The 21,819-nt window shown below is 65.4% G+C and carries 18 protein-coding genes; 2 read left to right on the forward strand and 16 right to left on the reverse strand.

Annotated features, from left to right (window positions below; all coding sequences use genetic code 11):
• Nucleotides 1-17: 17 nt before the first annotated feature.
• The 10 genes from ACQE2J_RS11690 to ACQE2J_RS11735 form a co-directional block, all read right to left on the reverse strand.
• The gene (locus ACQE2J_RS11690; RefSeq protein ID WP_135538541.1) at nucleotides 18-1,589 is read right to left on the reverse strand and encodes a hypothetical protein; all 1,572 of its coding nucleotides are present in this window, start codon (nucleotides 1,587-1,589) and stop codon (nucleotides 18-20) included.
• Nucleotides 1,582-2,187 (reverse strand): nicotinate-nucleotide adenylyltransferase, encoded by a 606-nt coding sequence (gene nadD, locus ACQE2J_RS11695; protein ID WP_135538543.1) that lies wholly within the window; start codon nucleotides 2,185-2,187, stop codon nucleotides 1,582-1,584. The genes ACQE2J_RS11690 and nadD overlap by 8 nt, the downstream gene beginning before the upstream one ends.
• A 1-nt stretch (nucleotide 2,188) precedes the next feature.
• On the reverse strand, nucleotides 2,189-2,350 hold the full coding sequence (locus tag ACQE2J_RS11700; protein WP_167854366.1) for a hypothetical protein: 162 nt from the start codon (nucleotides 2,348-2,350) through the stop codon (nucleotides 2,189-2,191).
• Between the two features lie 175 nt (nucleotides 2,351-2,525).
• Nucleotides 2,526-3,815 (reverse strand): glutamate-5-semialdehyde dehydrogenase, encoded by a 1,290-nt coding sequence (locus ACQE2J_RS11705; protein WP_135538545.1) that lies wholly within the window; start codon nucleotides 3,813-3,815, stop codon nucleotides 2,526-2,528.
• A gap of 3 nt (nucleotides 3,816-3,818) precedes the next feature.
• Entirely contained in the window at nucleotides 3,819-4,985 is a 1,167-nt protein-coding gene (gene proB / locus ACQE2J_RS11710; protein WP_135538547.1) for a glutamate 5-kinase, read from the reverse strand.
• Nucleotides 4,982-6,550: a GTPase ObgE gene (gene obgE, locus ACQE2J_RS11715; RefSeq protein WP_135538549.1), complete on the reverse strand. Its 1,569-nt coding sequence runs from the start codon at nucleotides 6,548-6,550 to the stop codon at nucleotides 4,982-4,984. Before obgE ends, proB begins: the two co-directional genes overlap by 4 nt.
• 100 nt (nucleotides 6,551-6,650) lie before the next feature.
• The gene (gene rpmA, locus ACQE2J_RS11720) at nucleotides 6,651-6,902 is read right to left on the reverse strand and encodes a 50S ribosomal protein L27 (RefSeq protein ID WP_135538551.1); all 252 of its coding nucleotides are present in this window, start codon (nucleotides 6,900-6,902) and stop codon (nucleotides 6,651-6,653) included.
• A gap of 15 nt (nucleotides 6,903-6,917) precedes the next feature.
• Entirely contained in the window at nucleotides 6,918-7,226 is a 309-nt protein-coding gene (rplU, locus tag ACQE2J_RS11725; RefSeq protein ID WP_135538553.1) for a 50S ribosomal protein L21, read from the reverse strand.
• 253 nt (nucleotides 7,227-7,479) lie between these two features.
• Nucleotides 7,480-7,797 (reverse strand): chorismate mutase, encoded by a 318-nt coding sequence (locus ACQE2J_RS11730; RefSeq protein WP_240689656.1) that lies wholly within the window; start codon nucleotides 7,795-7,797, stop codon nucleotides 7,480-7,482.
• A 110-nt stretch (nucleotides 7,798-7,907) separates the two neighbouring features.
• Nucleotides 7,908-9,437: an alanine/glycine:cation symporter family protein gene (locus tag ACQE2J_RS11735; RefSeq protein WP_135538556.1), complete on the reverse strand. Its 1,530-nt coding sequence runs from the start codon at nucleotides 9,435-9,437 to the stop codon at nucleotides 7,908-7,910.
• Between the two features lie 142 nt (nucleotides 9,438-9,579).
• Between ACQE2J_RS11735 and ACQE2J_RS11740 the strand changes: the two genes are divergently transcribed.
• Entirely contained in the window at nucleotides 9,580-10,890 is a 1,311-nt protein-coding gene (locus tag ACQE2J_RS11740) for an SPFH domain-containing protein (RefSeq protein WP_240689658.1), read from the forward strand.
• Nucleotides 10,891-11,012: 122 nt separating this feature from the next.
• Here ACQE2J_RS11740 and ACQE2J_RS11745 read toward each other — a convergent pair whose 3' ends face one another.
• Nucleotides 11,013-14,081 carry an Rne/Rng family ribonuclease gene (locus ACQE2J_RS11745; protein WP_135538558.1) on the reverse strand — a complete coding sequence of 1,023 codons (3,069 nt, stop codon included), beginning with the start codon at nucleotides 14,079-14,081 and terminating at the stop codon, nucleotides 11,013-11,015.
• Between the two features lie 300 nt (nucleotides 14,082-14,381).
• On the opposite strand from ACQE2J_RS11745, the gene ACQE2J_RS11750 reads away from it, so the two are divergent.
• Nucleotides 14,382-15,029 (forward strand): vitamin K epoxide reductase family protein, encoded by a 648-nt coding sequence (locus ACQE2J_RS11750; protein WP_135538560.1) that lies wholly within the window; start codon nucleotides 14,382-14,384, stop codon nucleotides 15,027-15,029.
• Nucleotides 15,030-15,172: 143 nt separating this feature from the next.
• On the opposite strand, the gene ndk is transcribed toward ACQE2J_RS11750, so the two are convergent.
• From ndk to ACQE2J_RS11775, 5 genes are all read right to left on the reverse strand, one after another.
• Nucleotides 15,173-15,592 (reverse strand): nucleoside-diphosphate kinase, encoded by a 420-nt coding sequence (gene ndk, locus ACQE2J_RS11755; RefSeq protein WP_425119514.1) that lies wholly within the window; start codon nucleotides 15,590-15,592, stop codon nucleotides 15,173-15,175.
• A gap of 81 nt (nucleotides 15,593-15,673) precedes the next feature.
• Nucleotides 15,674-16,039: a DUF4233 domain-containing protein gene (locus tag ACQE2J_RS11760; protein ID WP_425119515.1), complete on the reverse strand. Its 366-nt coding sequence runs from the start codon at nucleotides 16,037-16,039 to the stop codon at nucleotides 15,674-15,676.
• Entirely contained in the window at nucleotides 16,036-17,511 is a 1,476-nt protein-coding gene (locus ACQE2J_RS11765; RefSeq protein WP_425119516.1) for a bifunctional folylpolyglutamate synthase/dihydrofolate synthase, read from the reverse strand. The genes ACQE2J_RS11760 and ACQE2J_RS11765 overlap by 4 nt, the downstream gene beginning before the upstream one ends.
• Nucleotides 17,508-20,771, reverse strand: a complete 3,264-nt coding sequence (ileS, locus tag ACQE2J_RS11770) for an isoleucine--tRNA ligase (protein WP_426936382.1) — start codon at nucleotides 20,769-20,771, stop codon at nucleotides 17,508-17,510. The genes ACQE2J_RS11765 and ileS overlap by 4 nt, the downstream gene beginning before the upstream one ends.
• Nucleotides 20,772-21,053: 282 nt before the next feature.
• Nucleotides 21,054-21,809, reverse strand: coding sequence for an SDR family oxidoreductase (locus ACQE2J_RS11775; RefSeq protein WP_135538570.1), 756 nt, complete (start codon nucleotides 21,807-21,809; stop codon nucleotides 21,054-21,056).
• Between the last annotated feature and the right edge of the window lie 10 nt (nucleotides 21,810-21,819).

Here is a 21,819-nt window from a genome sequence, read left to right on the forward strand (position 1 = left end):
CAGGAATGCAGGTGGTGTCACTGGAACATGATGAAGGCGACGACGATGAGGGCCAGCGCGAAGAAAGCGGCGATCCCGAGGATGATGTAGGGCATCTTCGAGGGCTCTTCCCCCATGAGGATCTGCCCGTCGTGTCCGGTCACCGACCTGGCGGGGATGCGGGTTCCCGGTGGGTTCTCCGTCTCCTCGTCTTCGTAGTCGCTGTTCGGCAGAGCCCAGGCTTCGGGGACGGCGTCCATGGGACGGGTCTCCGGGTTCGCAGCCAGTGCCCGTGCCGCATCATCGGATCCGGGCTCGTGAGCTGGGGTGTTCGCCTCACGGTTCGTCGCATCGTCTGCCGACGCCGTTTCGGTGCCGGCCGACGCTGCGGTCGGTTCCTCAGCGGTGCCGGGTTCGTCGGTCGTGGGGATCTGCGCCGAGGCCGCGGTGACGACACGCACGCCCGAGGTCGACGGCGGCTGGACGATCGGCATCCGGCGCGAACGGGAGGCCGGTTCCGGCCCGTCCTGTTCGGACTGTCCAGCCTCGGTCTTCTCAGTGGGTTCGTCCTTCGCAGCAGGTTCTTCACTCCCCAGTGCTTCGGCAGCCGAATCAGCAGCGTCCGTCTCGCCCGACGCCGCGGCATCGGTCGAGCCCGGAGCCGGTGTCTCGGTCGAGCCCGCGGCCGGTGCGTCGGTACCCGGCGTCGTCGGGGACTCGTCGACGGCGTCCTCGTCGAGAGCGGAGAACGGCATCGAGAGCGCATCGTAGGGTTCGCTCTCACGGGTCGTCGGCCGCGGGGCGGAGTCGGCGGTCACCGGGGCTTCGAAGTCGCGTGCGGCGACTTCCTCGGTGGCTCCGCCGAACCCGGCGGCATCGTAGGATTCGTGTTCGGCCAGGGGCTCGCTCTCCGAGCTTTCGCCGAAGGCGGGGTCGGAGGCGTCGGAGTCCGCGGTCGTCGTCTCGCCGGATGCGTCGTCGTCGGCCGCTGCCGCGGCGGACTCTGTCACAGTGGGCGAAGACTTCGCAGGGGTGCTCTCGGCAGGCGCGTCCTCGCCGGCCTCGGCGATCTCGGGCAGCGGACCGGTCAGTCGACCCTCGGAGGCGGCCTGACGTTCGGCCAGTTCCGTCTCATCGGCGACGACGGGCAGGGCACCGGTCGACAGATCGCCATAGTGCGAGAGGCCGTGTTCGCGCAGGTAGCGCTTCTTCTCGGCTCGGGACTGGAAATGCGGCAGCGGGGCCCGTTGCGGATCGAGACGATCCTCGGCATGCACCGGGGGCCGCGACTCCTGCGGGTGGTCCGAAGCCAGGGCTCCGCGTTCGTGGCTGGTTCGCGGCGCAGGGGCGGGATCGATGCGGGAGCTCGCGGCGTGGTCGCCCTCAGCCTCGGGTGCACCCGTGTCGGACGTGCCTGCATCGCCGGCTTCCTCACGGGGTGCCGGCGGGGTCTCGGGCTTCTTCGGCGACGCCGGGGTGAGGAGATCGGCGCGAGAGTTCGGGGCCTCTTGCGGCTGCTCAGGAACCGCTCGTGCCTCGAACGCCTGTTCCGCCGCCTGCCGTTCGGCTTCGCGCCGGGCTCGACGTGACGTGAACTGCTCCTCAGCCATTCTCACTCCTGTACAACTCGTATTTCGCGATGTATTGCACGACGCCGTCCGGTACGAGATACCAGACAGGCGCGCCGTCCATCACCCGTTGTCTGCAATCCGTGGACGATATCGCCAGCGCCGGAATCTGCACGAGACTCAGCCGATCCACCGGGAGTCCCTCACCATGGAGTTCGTGCCCGGGGCGGCTGACCCCGACGAAGTGTGCCAAGGAAAACAGCTCATCCACATTCTTCCACGTCAGGATCTGAGCCAAAGCGTCCGCGCCGGTGATGAAGAACAACTCTGTGTCCGAACCGTAGCTGCGGGCCAGATCCCGCAGCGTATCGATGGTGTAGGTCGGACCCGGGCGGTCGACGTCCGCGCGAGAGACGGTGAAACGTGGATTCGATGCGGTGGCGACGACGGTCATCAGGTACCGGTGTTCGGCGCTGGTGACCTCTTCGACGTCCTTCTGATACGGCCGTCCGGTGGGGACGAAAACCACCTCGTCGAGGTCGAAGGTCGCTTGGACCTCACTTGCCGCGACGAGGTGGCCGTGGTGGACGGGGTCGAAGGTGCCGCCCATGACACCGACTCTGCGTCTGTGCTCTGCCATATCAGTGGCGGTGCGAGATGCCCTTCCACGACCGAGTCACAATGCCGATCGTGAGGAAGATCGCCAGGGTGGTGAGTCCGAACCAGATCGGATCCATCGGCAGCTCGGTGTGGGCTGCATGCTCAGCACCTTCGGCCGCGGCTGCCAAGATGGCTGCGTTCACGTGATTACTCCTTCTCATTTCCTCCGACGCGGAAAGTGCGCGCCGGTTTCACTGTTCTCTCATTTTCTCATGAACGACCCCGTTATTCGGCATCGACATGACTTCGATCGGTTTCGAATCCGCCGAGGCGGGGCCGGGGAGGCTCCGATCGTGACGGTTTCGCCCCGGTTGGGGATCAGGAACGGATCTGTCCGTTGCCCATCATCACCCACTTCGTCGTCGTCAGCTGCTCGAGGCCCATCGGACCGCGAGCGTGCAGCTTCTGCGTGGAGATGCCGACCTCGGCTCCGAAGCCGAGCTCTCCCCCATCGGTGAATCGGGTGGAGACGTTGACCCCGACGGCCGCGGCGTCGATCGCGGCGACGAAGGTGTCGGCATTGTCGAGGTCCTTCGTGACGATGACTTCGGTATGCCCGGAGCTGTAGGCGCGGATGTGGTCGATGGCCTCTTCGATCCCGGTGACGAGCTTGATCGCGATCTCCAGACCGAGGTATTCCTTGGCCCAGTCGCGCCGTGAGACCCGGCGGACCTTCATCGTCGAGGGGGCCAGGGCAGAGACATCGGAGTCGGCGTGGACGATGACGCCGGCCTGATCGAGGCGTTCGAGGATCTTCGGCAGCACCCGTTTGGACGCTTTCTCATGGACGAGCAGCGTCTCGAGGGAGTTGCAGACGCTGGGCCGGTGCGTCTTCGAATTCAGCACGAGGTCGACGGCGGTCTTCACCGTGGCCGTGGAGTCGACGAACATGTGGACGTTGCCGACCCCGGTCTCGATCACGGGCACGATCGATTCCTGCACGACCATATTGATGAGTTCGGCGCCGCCTCGGGGAATGAGCAGGTCGACGAAGTCACGGGCGTTCATGAGCACGTTCGCTCCCTCACGGCCGTACTGGTCGATGCCGTTGATCGTGTCGGCGGGCAGCCCTGCCGATTCGACGGCGCCGCGGAGGACGGAGATGATCTCCGCGTTCGAGTTCTGCGCTGCCGAACCTCCGCGCAGCACCGAGGCGTTGCCCGATTTCAGGGCGAGCACGGCGATGTCGACGGTGACGTTCGGGCGGGCTTCGTAGATGGCTCCGATGACGCCCATCGGCACTCGCGTCTGGGTGAGCTTGATGCCGTTGGGCAGGGTTCGGCCGAGGACGACGTCGCCGACGGGGTCGGAGAGGTCGATGACGGCTTCGACCGAATCCGCGATCGCGGCGATGCGACCGGCGTCAAGACGGAGGCGGTCGAGCAGCGCTTCGCTCATTCCGTTCTCGGTGCCGGCGGCGATGTCGGCGTCATTGGCCTTGACGATGCGGTCGGTATGGGTCCGCAGCGCCTCGGCGATGGCGTGCAGGGCGGCATTCTTGTCGGCCGTCGAGGTCGTGGCCAGCAGGCTCGATGCGGTTTTGGCATTGCGCGCGATCCGGGTCACGCCGCGCACAGTCTTGGGGTGGATCTCGGCTGCAGCGCTCATGTGCTATCTCCCCCCGCTCACATGTGTGAGAACGAGATCGTTACGATGGATGACCTCTTTACGGTAATCATTTCCCAGACGGGTGCCAAGTTCCTCGGTCGTGGACCCGAACATCAGCGGCAGCTCCTCGGACGAGAAGTTCGTCATCCCCCGGGCGATGACCTCGCCGTCGATGCTGCGGATCTCGACCGGGTCGCCGGCCTCGAAGTCTCCGTCGGCCGCGGTCACGCCCGCCGCGAGCAGAGAAGTGCCTCGGGAGAGCACCGCCTGCTCGGCCCCCCTGTCGATGGTCACCGACCCGAAGGTCCGCGCAAGGTGCCGCAGCCACAGCAGACGCGTGCCGCGACGTCGGTGGGTGACCGCGAAGTACGTGCCCACTTCGTCCCCGGCCAGCACCGAGTCGACCTGGGGCGCCGATGTCAGCACCGCGGGGATACCGGAATCGGCGACCATGATCGCGGCGTCGACCTTCGTGGCCATCCCGCCGGTGCCCGTCCCGGCGGAGCCGACCCCGCCGATGGCGATGGTCTCGAGATCGCTCGGACCGTGCACATGATCGATGAGGCGCGAGCCGGGCCGGTCCGGGGGCCCCGAGTAGAGGGCGTCGACGTCGGAGAGGAGGACGAGTGCATCCGCGTGGGACAGGTGTGCGACGAGGGCTGCGAGCCGGTCGTTGTCACCGAAGCGGATCTCCTCGGTGGCCACGGCATCGTTCTCGTTGACGATGGGCAGAGTGCCCAGGGCGAGGAGTTTGTCGATGGCCCGCTGGGCGTTCTTGTACTGTGTCCGACGGATGAGGTCGTCGGCGGTGAGCAGCACCTGACCGGGCACGAGATCGTAGCGTCCCAGAGCACGGGTGTAGGCGGCCATGAGCAGTCCCTGGCCGACGCCGGCCGCGGCCTGCTGAGTGGCGAGATCGCGGGGCCGTCTGTTCAGGCCCATCGGGTCGAGGCCGGCCGCGATCGCGCCGGAGGACACGAGGATCACCTCATGCCCGGCGGCGCGATGAGCACCGATGACATCGGTGAGCGCAATGAGCTTGGCTTCGTCGAGGCCACCGTCGATGGTGGTCAGAGAAGACGAACCGACCTTGACCACGACACGACGCGCGGTGGCGATGTCCTCGCGGACGGCCGGCGCTGCAGTTCTCCCGTGCGAAGAGGCGCTCACTCCTCGTCGGTCCCCGACTCAGTGGCTGCCGACGGCTCGGAGGCGGCGCTGCCCTGACGCCGAGCACGCTCGGCGAGGCGTTCCTGTTCGAACTCGGCGCGCACAGCGGCCTTCGCGTCCATTCTGTCGTGGTAGGCGGCCTTGCGCTCCTTGCGGGTGGCGCGAGCCTCGTCCTCGAGTCGGGCGTCGGAGCCGCGGGAGCCGAGCAGTTCGGCTCCGCCGATGGTCGTGGGGTCCCAGTCGAAGACCACTCCGTCATCGCCGCCGACGACGATCGTGTCCCCGGGTTTGGCGCCGGCCTTGAACAAGGCATCTTCGACGCCGAGGTGTTCGAGTCGGTCGGCCAGATAGCCGACGGCTTCGTCGTTGCCGAAGTCCGTCTGCTGCACCCAGCGGCGCGGTTTGTCGCCGAGGACGCGGAACAGCGGTCCTTCGGCGTCGTGTTCGACGCGGATCTCGAAACCGCGATCGTCGACGGCCTTCGGGCGGATGACCACACGCTGCGGGGTGGCTTCGATCTCGGCGCGACGTTCGCGTTCGGCCAGCACGAGTTCGGCCATGGCGAAGGACAGCTCGCGCAGTCCGGCGTGGCTGACCGCGGAGATCTCGAAGACTCGGTACCCCGCGGCTTCGAGGTCGGGGCGCACGATGTCGGCGAGATCGCGTCCGTCGGGGATGTCGACCTTGTTCAGTGCCACGAGCTTCGGTCGTTCCGACAGCGGCAGCAGTCCGCTGCCGTCGTCGAGGTCGACGGCGTAGGCGGCGAGTTCGGATTCGATGATCGTGAGATCGGAGACCGGGTCGCGTCCGGGCTCCCACGTGGCCATATCGATGACGTGGACGAGGCCGGCACAGCGTTCGACGTGGCGGAGGAACTCGAGCCCCAGACCCTTGCCCTCCGAGGCCCCGGGGATGAGACCCGGCACGTCAGCGACGGTGTAGCGGGTGTCGCCGGCCTGGACCACACCGAGGTTGGGCACCAAGGTGGTGAAGGGGTAGTCGGCGATCTTCGGCTTCGCCGCAGACAGCGCAGCGATGAGGCTCGATTTGCCCGCGGAGGGGTACCCGACGAAAGCGATGTCGGCGATCGTCTTGAGCTCGAGGACGAGGCTCAGCGTCTCTCCGGGCTCACCGAGCAGAGCGAAGCCGGGAGCCTTGCGCTTCGTCGAGGCCAGGGCGGCGTTGCCGAGTCCCCCGCGTCCGCCTGCGGCCGCGGTGAACTCGGTGCCGTCTTCGACGAGGTCGATGATGATGCTGCCGTTGGTGTCCTTGACCACTGTGCCTTCGGGCACATCGATGACAAGGTTCTTGCCGTCGGCTCCATGACGCAGGTCGCCCTTGCCGATCCCCCCGCCGTCAGCGCGCAGGTGCGGTCGATGGTGGAGCGGCAGAAGAGTCGTGGACTGACGGTCGACTCGGAAGATGATGTTTCCGCCATTGCCGCCGTCGGCGCCGTCGGGGCCGCCGAGCGGTTTGAACTTCTCGCGCCTGATCGAGGCGCACCCGTTCCCACCGTCGCCGGCGGCGAGGTGAACAGTGACACGATCTACGAACTCGGTGGCCATAATGTCCTTATATCAGATGAAGGGTGAGTCGTTCGACTCACCCTTCATGGTCCCCTCACAGGGGAGAAATCCTATTGACGACGGAACGGATCCTAAAGGATCAGGCTCCGACGATGTTGACGATCTTGCGACCGTTGCGGGTGCCGAATTCCACGGCGCCTGCACTCAGTGCGAAGAGGGTATCGTCTCCGCCGCGGCCGACGTTGGAACCGGGGTGGAACTTGGTTCCGCGCTGGCGGACGATGATCTCGCCGGCCTTGACGGTCTGACCGCCGAAGCGCTTGACACCGAGGTACTGTGGGTTCGAGTCGCGACCGTTGCGGGTCGAGCTGACTCCCTTTTTGCTTGCCATGTGAGAAGTCTCCTCTTACTTGATGTTCGTGATCTTCAGGCGGGTGAGGTCCTGGCGGTGGCCCTGACGCTTCTTGTATCCCGTCTTGTTCTTGTACTTCTGGATCACAATCTTGGGCCCGCGGAGCTCGCCGGTGACCTCAGCGGAGACCGAGACCTTCGACAGGGCATCGGCATCGGTCGTGACCGTCTCACCGTCGACAAGAAGCACGGCATCGAGTTCGACGCTGTCTCCAGCCTTCGCCTTCATTCGGTTGACTGTGATGATGTCGCCGACGCTCACCTTTTCCTGGTGGCCTCCGGCGCGGACGATGGCATAGACCATGGTCGAACCCTCTTTCTGCTAATTCTCAAACGAACGGCGGTTGTCCCTTGGCTGCCGCGAAGAGTCTTCGCAGGCTTCCCATTGAGAGGAATCACCAGCCGTGGTGCGTCACACGCACCGACGCTCAATTCTAATCGAGACTGCGCGACATCGGCAAACCCGTTCGACATCGGTCGACGACTGAGATGCTGACTGTGAGACATCTCTCACAGCTTCATGAGTCTGCCTCATCTCCGCAGACGCCTCTGTCTCTTCAGCTGTCGCGCGACTCCGCGATGCGTTCGTGCCGGCGGATCACCTCGGCGACGATGAAGGCGAGGAACTTCTCGGCGAAGGCGGGATCGAGGTGTGAGTCCTCGGCCAGCACCCGCAGTCGGGCGACCTGCTCGGTTTCACGGGATTCGTCGGCCGGCGGCAGTCCGTGGTCGGCCTTGAGCTCGCCGACGCGTTCGGTGAGCTTGAATCTCTCGGCCAGGAGATGGACGAGAGAGGCGTCGATGTTGTCGATGCTTCCCCGCAGCTCCCGCAGCCGCTGAAATGCGTATGTGTTGTCGTCTCTGTTCTGCTCCACGCATCCCAGTCTAACGATGCCCGGGCATGATTGTGCGCCGCGTCCGGGCGCGCGGCGCACAATCATCGCAGTTCGGCAGACATGCCCGGGAATGCGGGAGTCTCAGTCGCTCAGGCAGGCCGTTCGACAGGGACGGCGTCGACGGTGTCCGGGTCGCCGAGCGTGCCGGCCCTGCGGTCGGCCAGGTACTTCTTCATCTCCTTCTTCACCACCGGCATGAGCAGGTAGAGGCCGAGAATGTTGATGAAGGCACACATGAACAGGGCCGCATCGGCGAATTCGACGACCTTCGAGAAGGTGGCCACGCAGCCGATGACGACGAAGATGCACACGAGGGCGCGGAACACGGTGACGCTGCCCTTCGCCTTGCCGAACAGGAAGCCCCAGGCCTGCTCTCCGTAGTAGGCCCAGGTGATGAGCGTGGAGAAGGCGAAGAGCGCGACAGCGATCGCCAGCAGCACCGGATACCAGGACGCGACGGTGGAGAAGGCGTCCGAGGTCAGGGCCACTCCCCCGATCTCTCCTGCGCCGAGGTCCTCACGGTAGGAGGCCTGATTGGCCACGATGATCGTCAGCGCCGTCATCGTGCACACGATGACGGTGTCGATGAAGGGCTCGAGGAGCGCGACGAATCCTTCGGAGATCGGACGTCGGGTCTTGACTGCGGAGTGTGCGATCGGGGCGGAGCCGATGCCGGCCTCATTGGAGAAGGCCGAACGCTGGAAGCCGATGATCATCACGCCGACGACGCCGCCGGCGATGCCCTGCGGGTTGAAGGCGCCGGCGAAGATCTCGCCGATGGCGTTCGGGATGTTCGCGTAGTTGAGCCCGAGCACGAGCAGACAGGAGACGACGTAGAAGATCGCCATGCCGGGAACGAGCTTGTCGGTGACCTTCGCGATGGAGCGGATGCCGCCGAGGATGACGAGGGCCACGAGGACGGCGAAGATGATGCCGAAGACGAGCGAGGCGAAGGGTCCGGCGAGGAGTCCGTCGTCCCCGCCGGTGGCCGTGCGCACCTGAGCGAAGGTCTGGTTGGCCTGGAACATGCCGCCGCCGACCACGCCGAAGATGAGGATGGCGATCGCGAAGAGACCGGTGAGCGTCGTCGCCACCGGCTTGCTGAAGCGGCGGAAGGCCACGGGCAGGTACTTGAACGGACCACCGTGGACCACGCCGTTCTCGTCGATCTCGCGATACTTCACACCGAGAGTGCATTCGACGAATTTCGTGCACATGCCCAGGAGGCCCGCGATGATCATCCAGAAGGTGGCGCCCGGACCGCCGAGCGCGATGGCCACGCCGACACCGGCGATATTGCCGAGGCCGACAGTGCCGGACAGCGCCGAGGCGAGAGCCTGGAAGTGAGTGACCTCGCCGGGGTCGTCCTTCGACGAGTACTTCCCGCGGATGATCTCGAGAGCGAGTTTCGCTCCGCGCGCTTGGATGAAGCCGAAGTAGACGGTGAAGGCCAGGGCCGCGAAGATCAGCCACAGGACGACGAACGGAAAGGAGAAGTCTCCGAGGGTGATCGGAAAGAAGATGATATTGCCGAACCACGTGGCGATCGGATCGAACCATGAGTCGATGGCATCGTCGACCGGAGAGACCGGCGCTGCTGAGATATGAATGGTGTTCATGATCTGTCAACCTCCCTGAGACGCACATCACATTCAAGCGCTCCGACCCGCGGAGCCGGTTCAGTTATCAAACCGTTACCGAACCGCCCGCACGCGGCTGCTCCTGAGACCCGCGTCTCATTCTGTGGCCTAGACTGGAGGCATGACTCAGAACCCTCAGCAGCCAGCTCCCCGACGGAATCAGCCACCCGGTCATGGTCCCGTGCCCAGCGGTGATCCGGCCCCGCACTACCAGGCCGGGCACACGCAGCCGGCCGCGTATCCGGGAGCCGAACCCGTGACCAACCCGAACGGGCATTACGGTTCACAGGGGTCTCAGGCAAGCTCTTCGGGCATGTCGGATTCGGGGCCCGCTTATGGTCCGCCCGGCGGTGCGCAGGCGAACACGGGCGCACCCCAGCATCATGGTCCCGGCCCCGCCTCTCCGATCCCCCAGGAGGCTCGTCGTCGACGTTCGGGGCCGAACCCGACCTCGAACCGGCCCACCGACTCTCCACAGCAGCCCACCTCGGCGAATGGGCCGACCCCGGCCCGAATCGTCTCTCCCGAGGGAGAACGGGTGCGCGAGAAGCCTGCGGGAGGAGTCTCCGGCTACTTCGCAATCGTCGGAGCCATCGGTCTGCTTCTGCTCGCCCTCATCCTTGGTGTCTTCGGCTTCATCATGACGTTCGTTCAGGTCGCAATCGGCGTCATCCTCATCGTCTTCGGTGTCCTCAGCTTCATCGCATCGATGTTCCTCTTCAAGGGCTGCACTTCGGTGGCACCCGGTCATGCCGTCGTCCTCCAGCTCTACGGCAAGTACGTCGGCACGGTCCGCCAGTCGGGCCTGCGCTTCGTCAACCCCTTCTACACGAAGGATCAGGTCTCCACGCGCATCCGCAATCATGAGACCTCGACGCTGAAGGTCAACGATCTCGACGGCAACCCGATCGAGATCGGTGCCGTCGTCGTCTGGCAGGTCAAAGACACTGCGCAGGCGATGTTCGAAGTCGACGACTTCGAGGAGTTCGTCGCGATCCAGGCCGAGACCGCGGTCAGGCACATCGCGAACTCCTATGCCTATGACTCGTCTGATCCACAGCGGATGTCGCTGCGTGACAATGCCGATGAGATCACCTCGAAGCTCTCCGACGAGGTGGCCGCCAGAGTGATGGCGGCCGGAGTGACGGTCATCGAGTCCCGCATCACCCAGTTGGCCTACGCTCCCGAGATCGCCCGCGCGATGCTCCAGCGCCAGCAGGCGACCGCGGTCGTTGCGGCGCGTCAGCTCATCGTCGAGGGCGCGGTCGGCATGGTCGAGACGGCCATCGAGGAGATCGAGGGACGACAGATCGTGCGGCTGGGTCAGGCCGAACGCAGCGATCTCGTCTCGAACCTCATGATCGTCCTCTGCGGTGATCAGGCGGCGCAGCCGACGATCAGCACCACCCGCAATCAGCAGTCGGCGGGCTGAGCACCGCCTCTCTCAGAGCGTCAAGCGCCCCGCCGACGGAACTCCGTCGGCGGGGCGCTTGACTGTCCGCTCAGCAGACTGTCTGCTCAGCGCGGCGGCGGTGTCGCGCACCGCCTCGAGGCTCAGTTCTCGCCGATGATGACGAATGAGGTCGGCAGCTCTTCCTGGACCTTCTCACTCGTCTTCTTCGCAGGTGCCGGGGACTTCTTCGCAGCGGCCTTCCGGACGGGCGCGACGGCGGCCACCTTCGTCTCGGTGTCAGCACCGATCATCAGCGGCAGATCCTTCGGCTCCGGTGCGGGAGCGGGCGCTGAGTCCTCACTCTTCTGCGCACGCTTTGCCGATGAGACCTCGGCCGCGGGCTTCTTCGCTCCCGAGTCCTTGGACTCGGGCGTCGCGGCCGCGGTTTCGGGCTCCGCCTTCGAGCCCGCGTCCTTCGGCTTGTCTGCGGAACCGTCCGCAGAGTCCTTCGCGTCCGCGGTGTCGGACTGGCCGGACCGGGAGTTCGAGCGGCGACGCCCGTTGCGCGAACGCGAACGGGACTTGCCGGTGTCCTCGGCGCCCGACTTCTCCTCGTGCCCGCTCTCAGACTTCGCTTCTGCGGAGTCCGTTTCGTCCTTCTTCAGCGTCGCCTTCGCAATCGCAGCGACTGCAGAGCGGGAGGCATCGGACGAGACCGGCTCCTCCTGCGTCTCCGGTTCGCTCTGCTTCGACTTCGATCCCGAATCTCCGCGGCGCTTGCGGTCGCGACGGTTGTCGTTGTTCGATGATCGGTTGCCGCGGTGCGACTTCGATCCGTCCTCTTCGGAGCCCGGCAGCAGCAGGCCGCGACCGCTGAGGTCCTCTCCGGCGCTGACGAGGGATTCGGCCAGGCCGGTGCCGATGCGCTTGCGGGTCATCTGGACGAGACCCAGCGAGGTCACCTCGGCGACCTGGTGCTTCGTCCTATCACGCCCGAGGCATTCGACGAGGCGGCGCACGACGAGGTCGCGGTTGGACTCGAGCACCATGTCGATGAAGTCGACGACGATGATGCCGCCGATGTCACGCAGACGCAGCTGACGGATGACCTCCTCGGCAGCTTCGAGGTTGTTGCGAGTCACCGTCTCCTCGAGGTTGCCTCCGGAACCGGTGAATTTGCCGGTATTGACGTCGACGACCGTCATCGCTTCGGTCCGGTCGATGACCAGCGAACCGCCCGATGGCAGGTTCACGGTGCGCTGCAGAGCCTTCTGGATCTGCTCTTCGATCCGGTAGTGGTCGAAGATGTCTTCGTCTTCGCTGTAGCTGTGGACGCGTTCGAGCAGGTCGGGGGCCACGGATTCGACGTATTCGTGGATCGTGTTCCAGGCTCCGTCGCCGTCGATGACGAGCGAGTTGAAGTCTTCGTTGAACACGTCGCGGATGATGCGCACGATCATGTCAGGCTCGCTGTAGAGCAGCTGCGGGGCGAGCACCTTCGTCGACTTGGACTTCTTCTCGATCGTCTCCCAGCGCTTGGCGAGGCGTTCGACGTCACGGGAGAGATCCGAATCGGTGGCTCCCTCGGCGGCGGTGCGCACGATGACGCCGTTCGAATCGCCGACGAGCTCTTTGAGCAGCTTCTTCAGTCGGGCACGTTCGTTGTCCGGCAGCTTCCGCGAGATGCCGGTCATCGAATTGCCGGGCACATAGACGAGGAACCGGCCGGGCAGGGAGATCTGGCTGGTCAGTCGAGCACCCTTGTGCCCGATCGGGTCCTTCGTCACCTGCACGAGCACGGGGTCGCCGGGGCTCAGCGCGGTTTCGATGCGACGGGCTTTGCCGTCCATGCCGAGAGCGTCCCAGTTGACCTCACCGGCGTAGAGCACGGCGTTGCGGCCCTTGCCGATGTCGATGAACGCCGCTTCCATGCTCGGCAGCACGTTCTGCACCTTGCCGAGGTAGACGTTGCCGATGAGCGAGGACTGCTGGCGGTTCTCTTTGAGATAGTGTTCGACGGCGATTCCGTCTTCGACGACGACGAGCTGGGTCTGGTCACCGCTTTCGCGCACGAGCATCGTACGTTCGACGGATTCGCGGCGGGCGAGGAACTCGGCCTCGGTGATGATCGGGCGACGGCGCCCGGCCTCACGGCCCTCCTTGCGACGCTGACGTTTCGCTTCGAGTCGCGTCGATCCCTTCAGGGACGTGACCTCGTCGCGCTCGGAGCTGCGTGTGCGGGAGCGACGACGGCGGCGCCGACGTGAGCCGCCGTCGGAGTCGTCGTCTTCGTCATGCTCATCCGAGTGGGAGTCATCGGAGCTGCTGGCATCGGAGTTGTCGTCGGAACCGTGATCGGACTTCGAGTGCGAATCGTGTGAGTCCGAATCGGACTTCTGCTTCCCACCGCGATTGTTCGACCGGGAGCCGCGACGAGACGACCGCGAGTTCTCCGAATCGGAGTCGTCGTCCTCGGAGTCCTGGGGCTTCTCCGACTTCCCGGAAGCCTCGTCGGCGTCGTCGTGGGAGTCGTCGCGGTTGCGCGAGCGGCGTCCGCGGCCTCCTCGACGGCGACGCGGACCATTGGAGTTCTCGTCTTCGTCATGGTCGCCTCGGCGAGAGGGCGAGGAGTCCTCGTCGGAGTCCTGGGAATCGTCCCAGTCATCGTCAGAGCCTTCGTCGTCGATGTTCACGACCTGAGCGTGTTCTGCCTTCGGCACCTGGAAGATCAGGCCGCCGTCGTGCGGAACGGACGGCGCGGGGCGGGGTTCGGCCGGCTCCGCTGCCGCCGGGGCGGGAGCGGCGAAGGGATTGCGCGGATCGAAGCTCACGGCCGGCTCACGCGGAGAGGAGTCCTCCGCCGAGTTCTCCTCGTCGTCTTCGTCGTCATCGGAGCCCTCGTCGTCGGAGCTCTCAGCGTCCGCGTCCCCGCGGATGAACTCCTCGAAGACGAGTCCTCGATTGGCGACGGCCTCACGGGCGGACTTGGGCCGGCCCCGGCGGGGAGCCGGCTCCGGTTCCTCATCATCGCCGTCACCGTCGACCTCGTCACCGATCCGCAGCGATTCGGCCGCCTCGGCGATGTCATCGAGACGTGCACGCACACTGTCGTCGACGTCGTCGGAGGAATTGCTCTTGGCGTTGACCGACTGCTCCAGATTCGCCAGATCGGCGAGGATGCCTTCGGTTGGATCTGTCGACTCTGTACCGTCGTTCGACATATCGTTCATCAGTTCTCCCAGTCCGAAGACGCCGTCCACACCAAACGGATCTTCGGATCCTTACATGGTCCCCAGTGGACCGAAACTTGTGGATGGCACGTTCCGGCTCGCGCTCAGCGCGTAGGCCTTCGGTGCAGCCTCATCTTGTTGTCGACCTGCGAGGTCATACCCTCGACTCGGTGGAGGCCCTTCTCCTGCTCGGTGTGAGAACAGGTATCCGTCATGCCATTATGTCACAGATGTCCGTCTGAGCTGAGGTTTCGGCCCTCGGGGTTTGCCGCGGTGAGGTCGGCCAGGCATTCTTGAAGGGTGAACAGTGCACAGAGCCTCTCCGATGACATCGATGCCACTCCGACCGTCTCTTCGTGGGTGCTGAGATCCGGCCCGTTCGGGATCTTCCTCATCGTCGGCTCGGTGATCGGCTTCCTCGCTTCCTTCTCCCTGTCAGCAGAGAAGTACGAGAAGCTGGCGAATCCGGATGTCGTGCTCTCCTGCGACCTCAACCCCTTCTTCTCCTGCGGTTCGGTCATGGAGCATGCGGAGTCGGAGCTGTTCGGGTTCCCGAATCAGCTTCTGGGCATCGCCGCGTTCATCATCCCGCTGCTCATCGGTGTCCTCATCCTCTCCGGCACCAGACTGCCCGGTTGGGTGATGATCGGACTCAACCTCGGGCTCGGCCTCGGCGTGGTCCTGGTCATGTTCCTGTTCTACATCTCGATCTACAAGATCGGCGTCGGCTGTCCCTGGTGCATCGTCGTGTGGACCGTGACGATTCCGATGTTCCTGGCGGTCACCGCCCGCAATGTGCTCTCCGGCCACTTCGGCCGCGGTGTCGCAGGCAACGCGTTCGCCCGGGTCGCCGCCAAGGAGAACATCGCCTTGTCCGTGCTCTGGATGCTCATCATCTTCGCCTGCATCGTCGTCCAGTTCTGGGCGTACTTCTCCAACCTGTTCTGAGGTTCTGCAGTCCTCAGACCCTGAGCTGCAGTGAGGGCGCCCCACCGCAGCAGTGGGGCGCCCTCACTGGTCATCCGCGACCTGCGCCTGCAGGTTCGGCCTGCACCGGCACGATCGATCTGTGCTCGCGGGCCGTGGTCTGGTCAGGCTTCAGCCGGGTACCAGATGCCGATCTCGCGTTCGGCCGATTCGGTGGAGTCGGATCCGTGGACGAGGTTCTTCTGCACCTTCTCACCCCAGTCGCGGCCGAGGTCACCGCGGATCGTGCCAGGAGCCGCGCTCGTCGGATCGGTGGCACCGGCCTGAGACCGGAAGCCGGGAATGACACCCTGGCCGGAGGCGATGATCGACACGATCGGGCCTTCGGACATGAAGTCGACGAGCGGCTGGTAGAAGGGCTTGCCTTCGTGTTCGGCATAGTGCGCGGCCAGTTCCTCGGCCGTGGCCGTACGCAGGTCGAGCGCATCGATCGCGTAGCCCTTGGCTTCGATGCGTGCGACGATCTGTCCGACGAGGCCGCGTGCGACTCCGTCGGGTTTGATGAGGATGAGGGTACGTTCCATTCTGGTCCTTCCAAGTTCGAGTGGACGTCGGTGAACAGTCTACCCGGGCGCAACCGCGGTTCTGCCCGGAAGTGTTGGGGCTCAGGAGCGAGCGGCGACCTCACGGTCGATGCGGGCCGACCAGTACACTGCCGCCGCCCACAGGGCGAGGAACAGAGCACCGACGAAGAACATCGAGCTGAGCACGAATCCGGAGGCCAGCAGCAGCACCTGGACGATCCAGCCGAGGATCACACCGGGTCGTTTCTCACCGATGCGACGCGGCAGCAGGATCACCGCGACAACCGCGAACACGGCGATGATCGACGCTCCGATGAGCAGCTGTCCCAGAGTCAGGGTCTGCGCCGACTTCACGGACAGACCGAAGGTCGTGAGCACGGCGAAGTAGACGACGAGGAGCTCGCAGATGAGGATCGACCCGCACAGGACGGGATACTTGGATTTCACAGATCATCTCCCCTGCCCAGCAGCAGCCGGGCCTCGGCGACGGTGTAGAGCGACCCGGTGACGACGATGCCGGGGCTCTTCGCGTCGACGCCGTTGGCCAAGTCGATGGCCTTCATCAGCGCGGCGTTGAGGTCGGAGGCGACGAAGACGTCGTCCTCATCGACCCATTCGCGGGCCGCCTCGGCGAGGTCTTCGGCCGGCAGTGCACGGGCGCTGAGCATCTCGCTGACGACGAACACGTCCGCGCTGCGGTGAAGCTCTTCGAGCACCCCGTCGATGTCTTTGTCCTCAAGCATTGCGAGCACCATGACCACGTAGTCGAAGTCGAACGCCTCGGCGAGGGTGTCGGCGAGGACATGGGCGGCATCGGGATTGTGTGCCCCGTCGACGACGACGCTGGGCCCGGTGCGGACGAGTTCGGCGCGCCCCGGCGAGGTCACCCTCGCCAAGCCCTCGGCCACGGTCTCCAGGTCCAAGGGCTTGTCGTCGGCGCCGAGGAACGCTTCGACGGCGACGAGCGCGACGGCGGCATTGTGCGCCTGGTGGACACCGTGCAGCGGTACGAAGACATCCGAGTAGACGTCCCGTCGGCCCTGCACGGTGATGAGCTGTCCGTCGACGGCACGCTGCCGGTCGAGGAGGCGGAAGTCCCTGTCCTCGGTCACCAGCGGGACCTCACGACGGGCTGCTTCGGCATCGAGCACGACCTGCGCGGTTTCGTCCTGAACTGCGCTGACGGCGACCGGGGTCGGTGCCGGGCTCGGCTCGACAGTGCGGTCGAGGATGCCCGACTTCGTGGTGGCGATCTCCTCGATCGAGTCGCCGAGGAATGCCTGATGGTCGAGTCCGATCTTTGTGAACACGCACACCTGAGCGTCGGCGACGTTCGTCGAATCCCACTGCCCGCCCATGCCGACCTCGGTGATGACGACATCGACGGGAGCATCGGCGAACACGGCGAAGGCGAGCACGGTCAGCGCCTCGAAGTAGGTGAGCTTCGCGCGGCCTTCGGCCCCGAGCTGGGCGTCGACGATCTCGAGGTAGGGGGCGATCTCATCGAAGATCCGCACGAATGTCTCCGCCGACACGGGCGCGCCGTCGACGGAGATCCGCTCGGTCACCGAATGCAGGTGCGGGCTTGTGAACCGGCCGACCCGCAGTTCGTGCGCGGTGATGAGCGAGTCGATCATCCGTGCCGTGGATGTCTTCCCGTTCGTGCCCGTCACCGTGATCGTCGGGGCGGCGGTGTGGATATCGCCGAGGAGCTCACAGGCCCGCGACGTCGCGTCGAGACGCAGCTCGACCTGGGTCTCTCCCGCTCGAGCGAGCAGCAGGGCGTAGACCCGAGCGAGTTCGGCCCGGGAGGCTTCCTGGGCCTGCGGGTCGATCGCGGCCGCGGAGTCCTGACCGGGGCCCTGGGTGCTGTCGTTCCCGGTCGTGGTGTCCGCGACGCGGCTATCGTCGTTGCTCATACCGGGCTCACCGCCAGACGGGTGCCTTCCGGCAGCTCTTCGGGGGTGAAGACCTCACCGCCGTCGGCGGACTGGCCGAAGGTCAGCGAAGAGGCCAGGGTCTCTCCCGCGATGAGGCCCGAGTGGGGCTCGAGGGCGGCTGCCATTTCGGCGTTCGCTTCGATCGTCACGGCGATCCGGTCGGAGATGTGCAGGTCGAGCTGCTTGCGGATGCCTTGGATGGCGCGGACGGTGTCACGCGCCATGCCTTCGGCTTCGAGCTCCGGGGTGACCCGGGTGTCGAGGGCGATGAAGCCGGAGTCCAGTGCCGCGAGCTCCATGCCCTCGGTGCCGGATTCGGCCACCGAGTCCAAGGTGTATTCGCCTTCGACGAGTTCGATGCCGCCGCTGATGACGGTGCCGTCGGTGACCGACCAGTCGCCGGTCTTCGACGCCTTGATGACCTGCTGGACCTGCTTGCCCAGGCGCGGGCCCGCCGCCCGGGCGTTGACGACGAGGTTCTGCGACAGGGAGAACCCGGCCGCCTCCGCCTCGTCGACGTCGAGGACCGATACGGTGCGGACGTTGAGCTCATCGGCGATGATGTCGGTGAAGTCGCTGCCGAGCTCGGTGTCCGTGGCCACCGTCATCTGCGACAGCGGCAGCCGCACACGCAGATGGTGGGCCTTGCGCACCGAGGACGCGGTCGAGCAGATATCGCGAGTGAGATCCATCGCCGCCACCAGGTCGGCATCGGCGGGGAACGCCGCGGCGTCGGGGTAGTCGGCCAGGTGCACCGACCGTTCGCCGGTGAGTCCGCGGTAGATCTCTTCGACCGTGAACGGCAGCAGCGGGGCCGCGACCCGGCAGAAGGCTTCGAGGCAGGTGGAGAACACGTCGAAGGACTCGTGCGTGTCGACGCCGCCGTCCCAGAAACGGCGGCGCGATCGCCGCACGTACCAGTTCGTGAGCATATCGAGGTAGCTTCGCACGAGATCGCAGGCGGACCAGATGTCGAGTCCGTCCATCGCCTCGGCGAATTCGACGATGAGGTCATGGGTCTTGGCCAGCAGGTACCGGTCGAGGACCTGGGAGGAGTTGTATCGGGTCTGCGACTGATAGCCGGTCTGCCCCCCGTCGACCCCGTCGGCGGCATTGGAGTAGGTGGCGAAGAACTGCCAGGTGTTCCACAGCGGGAGCACGACCTGGCGGACTCCGTCGCGGATGCCCTGCTCGGTGACGACGAGGTTGCCGCCGCGCAGAATCGAGGAGGCCATGAGGAACCAGCGCATCGCGTCCGAGCCGTCGCGGTTGAAGACCTCGTTGACATCGGGGTAGTTGCGCAGCGACTTCGACATCTTCTGTCCGTCCGAGCCGAGGACGATGCCGTGGGAGATGCAGTTCGTGAACGCCGGACGGTCGAAGATCGCGGTGGCGAGCACGTGCAGCAGGTAGAACCAACCGCGGGTCTGGCCCACGTATTCGACGATGAAGTCTGCCGGGAAATGGTTGTCGAACCATTCGGAGTTCTCGAACGGGTAGTGCACCTGGGCATAGCTCATCGACCCGGAGTCGAACCAGACGTCGAAGATCTCAGGAATGCGGCGCATCACCGACTTGCCGGTCGGGTCGTCCGGGTTCGGACGGGTCAGGTCGTCGACCCACGGGCGGTGCAGGTCCACTTCGCCGGAGTCATTGACCGGAAGGCGTCCGAAGTCGGCTTCGATCTCGGCCAGAGAGCCGTAGACGTCGGTGCGAGGATAGGAGGGATCAGAGGAGATCCACACCGGGATGGGCGACCCCCAGAAGCGGTTGCGCGAGATCGACCAGTCGCGGGCGTTCTCCAGCCATTTGCCGAATTGGCCGTGCTTGACGTTCTCGGGCACCCAGGTGATCTGCTCGTTGAGTTCGACCATACGATCCTTGAACTCGGTGACGCGGACGAACCAAGACGACACCGCACGGTAGATCAGCGGGTTCCGGCAGCGCCAGCAGTGCGGGTACGAGTGCTCGTAGGACTCGTGACGGACCAGCAGAGCATGGCGCGATTCCATCGGGCCGGTGTGATTGCGCAGGTCCTTGATGATGGCCTTGTTCGCATCGAAGACCAGTTGGCCGGCGTAGTCGGCCACGGTCGATTCGAAACGACCGGCGTCGTCGACGGGGCGGGCGGCGGTGATGCCGTAGGAGTCGGTGAGCTCCTTGTCCTCTTCACCGAAAGCCGGCGACTGGTGGACGATGCCGGTGCCGTCTTCGACGGTGACGAAGTCCGCGGCGAGGATGGTGTGCATGTTCTCACCGAATTCCTCCTGGCGGCCCTCGAAGTACGGGAACGGAGGCTCGTAGGCGGCGCCGACGAGTTCGCTGCCGGCGAAGGTGCGCACGATCTGCGGGTCCTCACCGAGCTCTCGGGCGTACGCGCCCAGTCGCGCCTCGGCGAGGATGAGGGTTCTGCCCTGCAGCTCCTCGGCTCCGTCGGTGCCGGGGATCACTGCGACGAGCGGGATCTCGGGGTTGACGGCCACCGCCTGGTTCGACGGCACGGTCCACGGGGTCGTGGTCCAGATGAGGACCCACTCTTCGGAGTCCTTGAGTTTGTACCCGATCGTCACCGCCGGGTCCTGGCGCATCTTGTAGACATCGTCGTCCATGCGCAGCTCATGGTTCGACAGCGGTGTCTCGTCCTTCCAGCAGTACGGCAGGACCCGGTAGCCCTCGTAGACGAGGCCCTTGTCCCACAGCTGCTTGAACGCCCAGATGACGCTTTCCATGTAGTCGACGCCCAGCGTCTTGTAGTCGTTCTCGAAGTCGACCCAGCGTCCCTGTCGGGTGACATACTCCTCCCACTCCTTCGTGTACCGAAGGACGGAGGAGCGGCAGGCGTCGTTGAAGGCGGCCAGCCCCATCCGGCCGATCTCGGACTTGTCCGTGATTCCCAGCTGGCGTTCTGCCTCGAGTTCGGCGGGCAGGCCGTGGGTGTCCCAACCGAAGCGACGCTCGACCTTCTTCCCGCGCATCGTCTGGAAGCGCGGGACCACGTCCTTGACGTAGCCGGTGAGCAGGTGACCGTAGTGGGGCAGACCATTGGCGAAGGGTGGACCGTCGTAGAAGACGAACTCATTCTCACCGTTGACGCCGGCATCCCGCTGTTCGATCGACGCTTTGAATGTGTTGTCCTCCTGCCAATAGCGGAGCACAGCGTCTTCGATCTCCGGAAAGTTCGGAGAGGTGGAGAGGCCGAAGGTCGAAGTCGATACCTTGGGGTAGAGAGGCTGAGTCATGAGCGTCCTTCTGGGTCACTGCGGTCACTGACACGAGGACGACAGTCTGCCGCGGTACCACCTCGCTTATCCGCAGTCGGTCCCGATGGGGCCGGGCCGCGGATCGCTCATTGTCAGGACTGTGACGGATCCACCCGTCCGGTTCTACTGAGATCCCCGCGATGGCTCGCAGGGTCCGTTCTTCCGGATGCTCCCCGGTGATGGCCGGATCAACGCACATCCCATCGTATACCCCATGGCCGCGCCCGGAAACTTCGCTTCGGCGCAGCCAAGGGGTGATGATCACAGCCCCTTGTGCCTGGCCACCTTGTACTGCTCGGCCTGCGCGATGGGACGAATGACCATGAGATCGACGTTGAAGTGATGCGGACGGGTGAGCGCGTAGACCACCGCGTCGGCGACATCCTCGGCGGTCAGCGGATTCTCGACGCCTTCGTAGACCTTCGCCGCACCCTCCTCGTCTCCCCCGAGCCGTTTGACGCTGAACTCCTCGGTCGCGACCATGCCCGGAGCGATCTCGATGACCCGCACCGGCTGGCCGAGCAGCTCGAGTCGCAGGGTGGCCGCAATCGTATGCGAGCCGTGCTTCGTCGCCACATAGCCGCCGCCCTTCTCATACGCCTGGTGCCCGGCGGTCGAGGACATCACGGCGATGTCTCCGCGACCGGAGTCGATGAGCCCGGGCAGGAGTGCTTTGACGACGCGGAGGACACCGAGGACGTTGATGTCGAACATCTTCTTCCAGCCCTCGACATCGGAGTCGGCGATGGTGTCGACGCCGAATGCGGCTCCGGCATTCGCGACGAGCGAGTGCACGGCTCCACCGGCGAGCACCTCGGCGGCCATGGACTCGACGGCGGCGTCATCGGTGAGGTCGGCGACGATGTAGCTGGCTCCGGTCTCCTCGGCGAGAGCCTTGAGCTTGTCCTCACGGCGGGCCACGGCGACAACATCCCAGCCCTGGTCGCGCAGCTGCCGAACGGTGGCGGCGCCGATGCCCGAGCTCGCGCCCGTCACCACTGCTCTCAGTGTTTCCATCTCCGTACTC

Source organism: Brevibacterium sp. LE-L (assembly GCF_050214925.1).
Classification (GTDB): domain Bacteria; phylum Actinomycetota; class Actinomycetes; order Actinomycetales; family Brevibacteriaceae; genus Brevibacterium.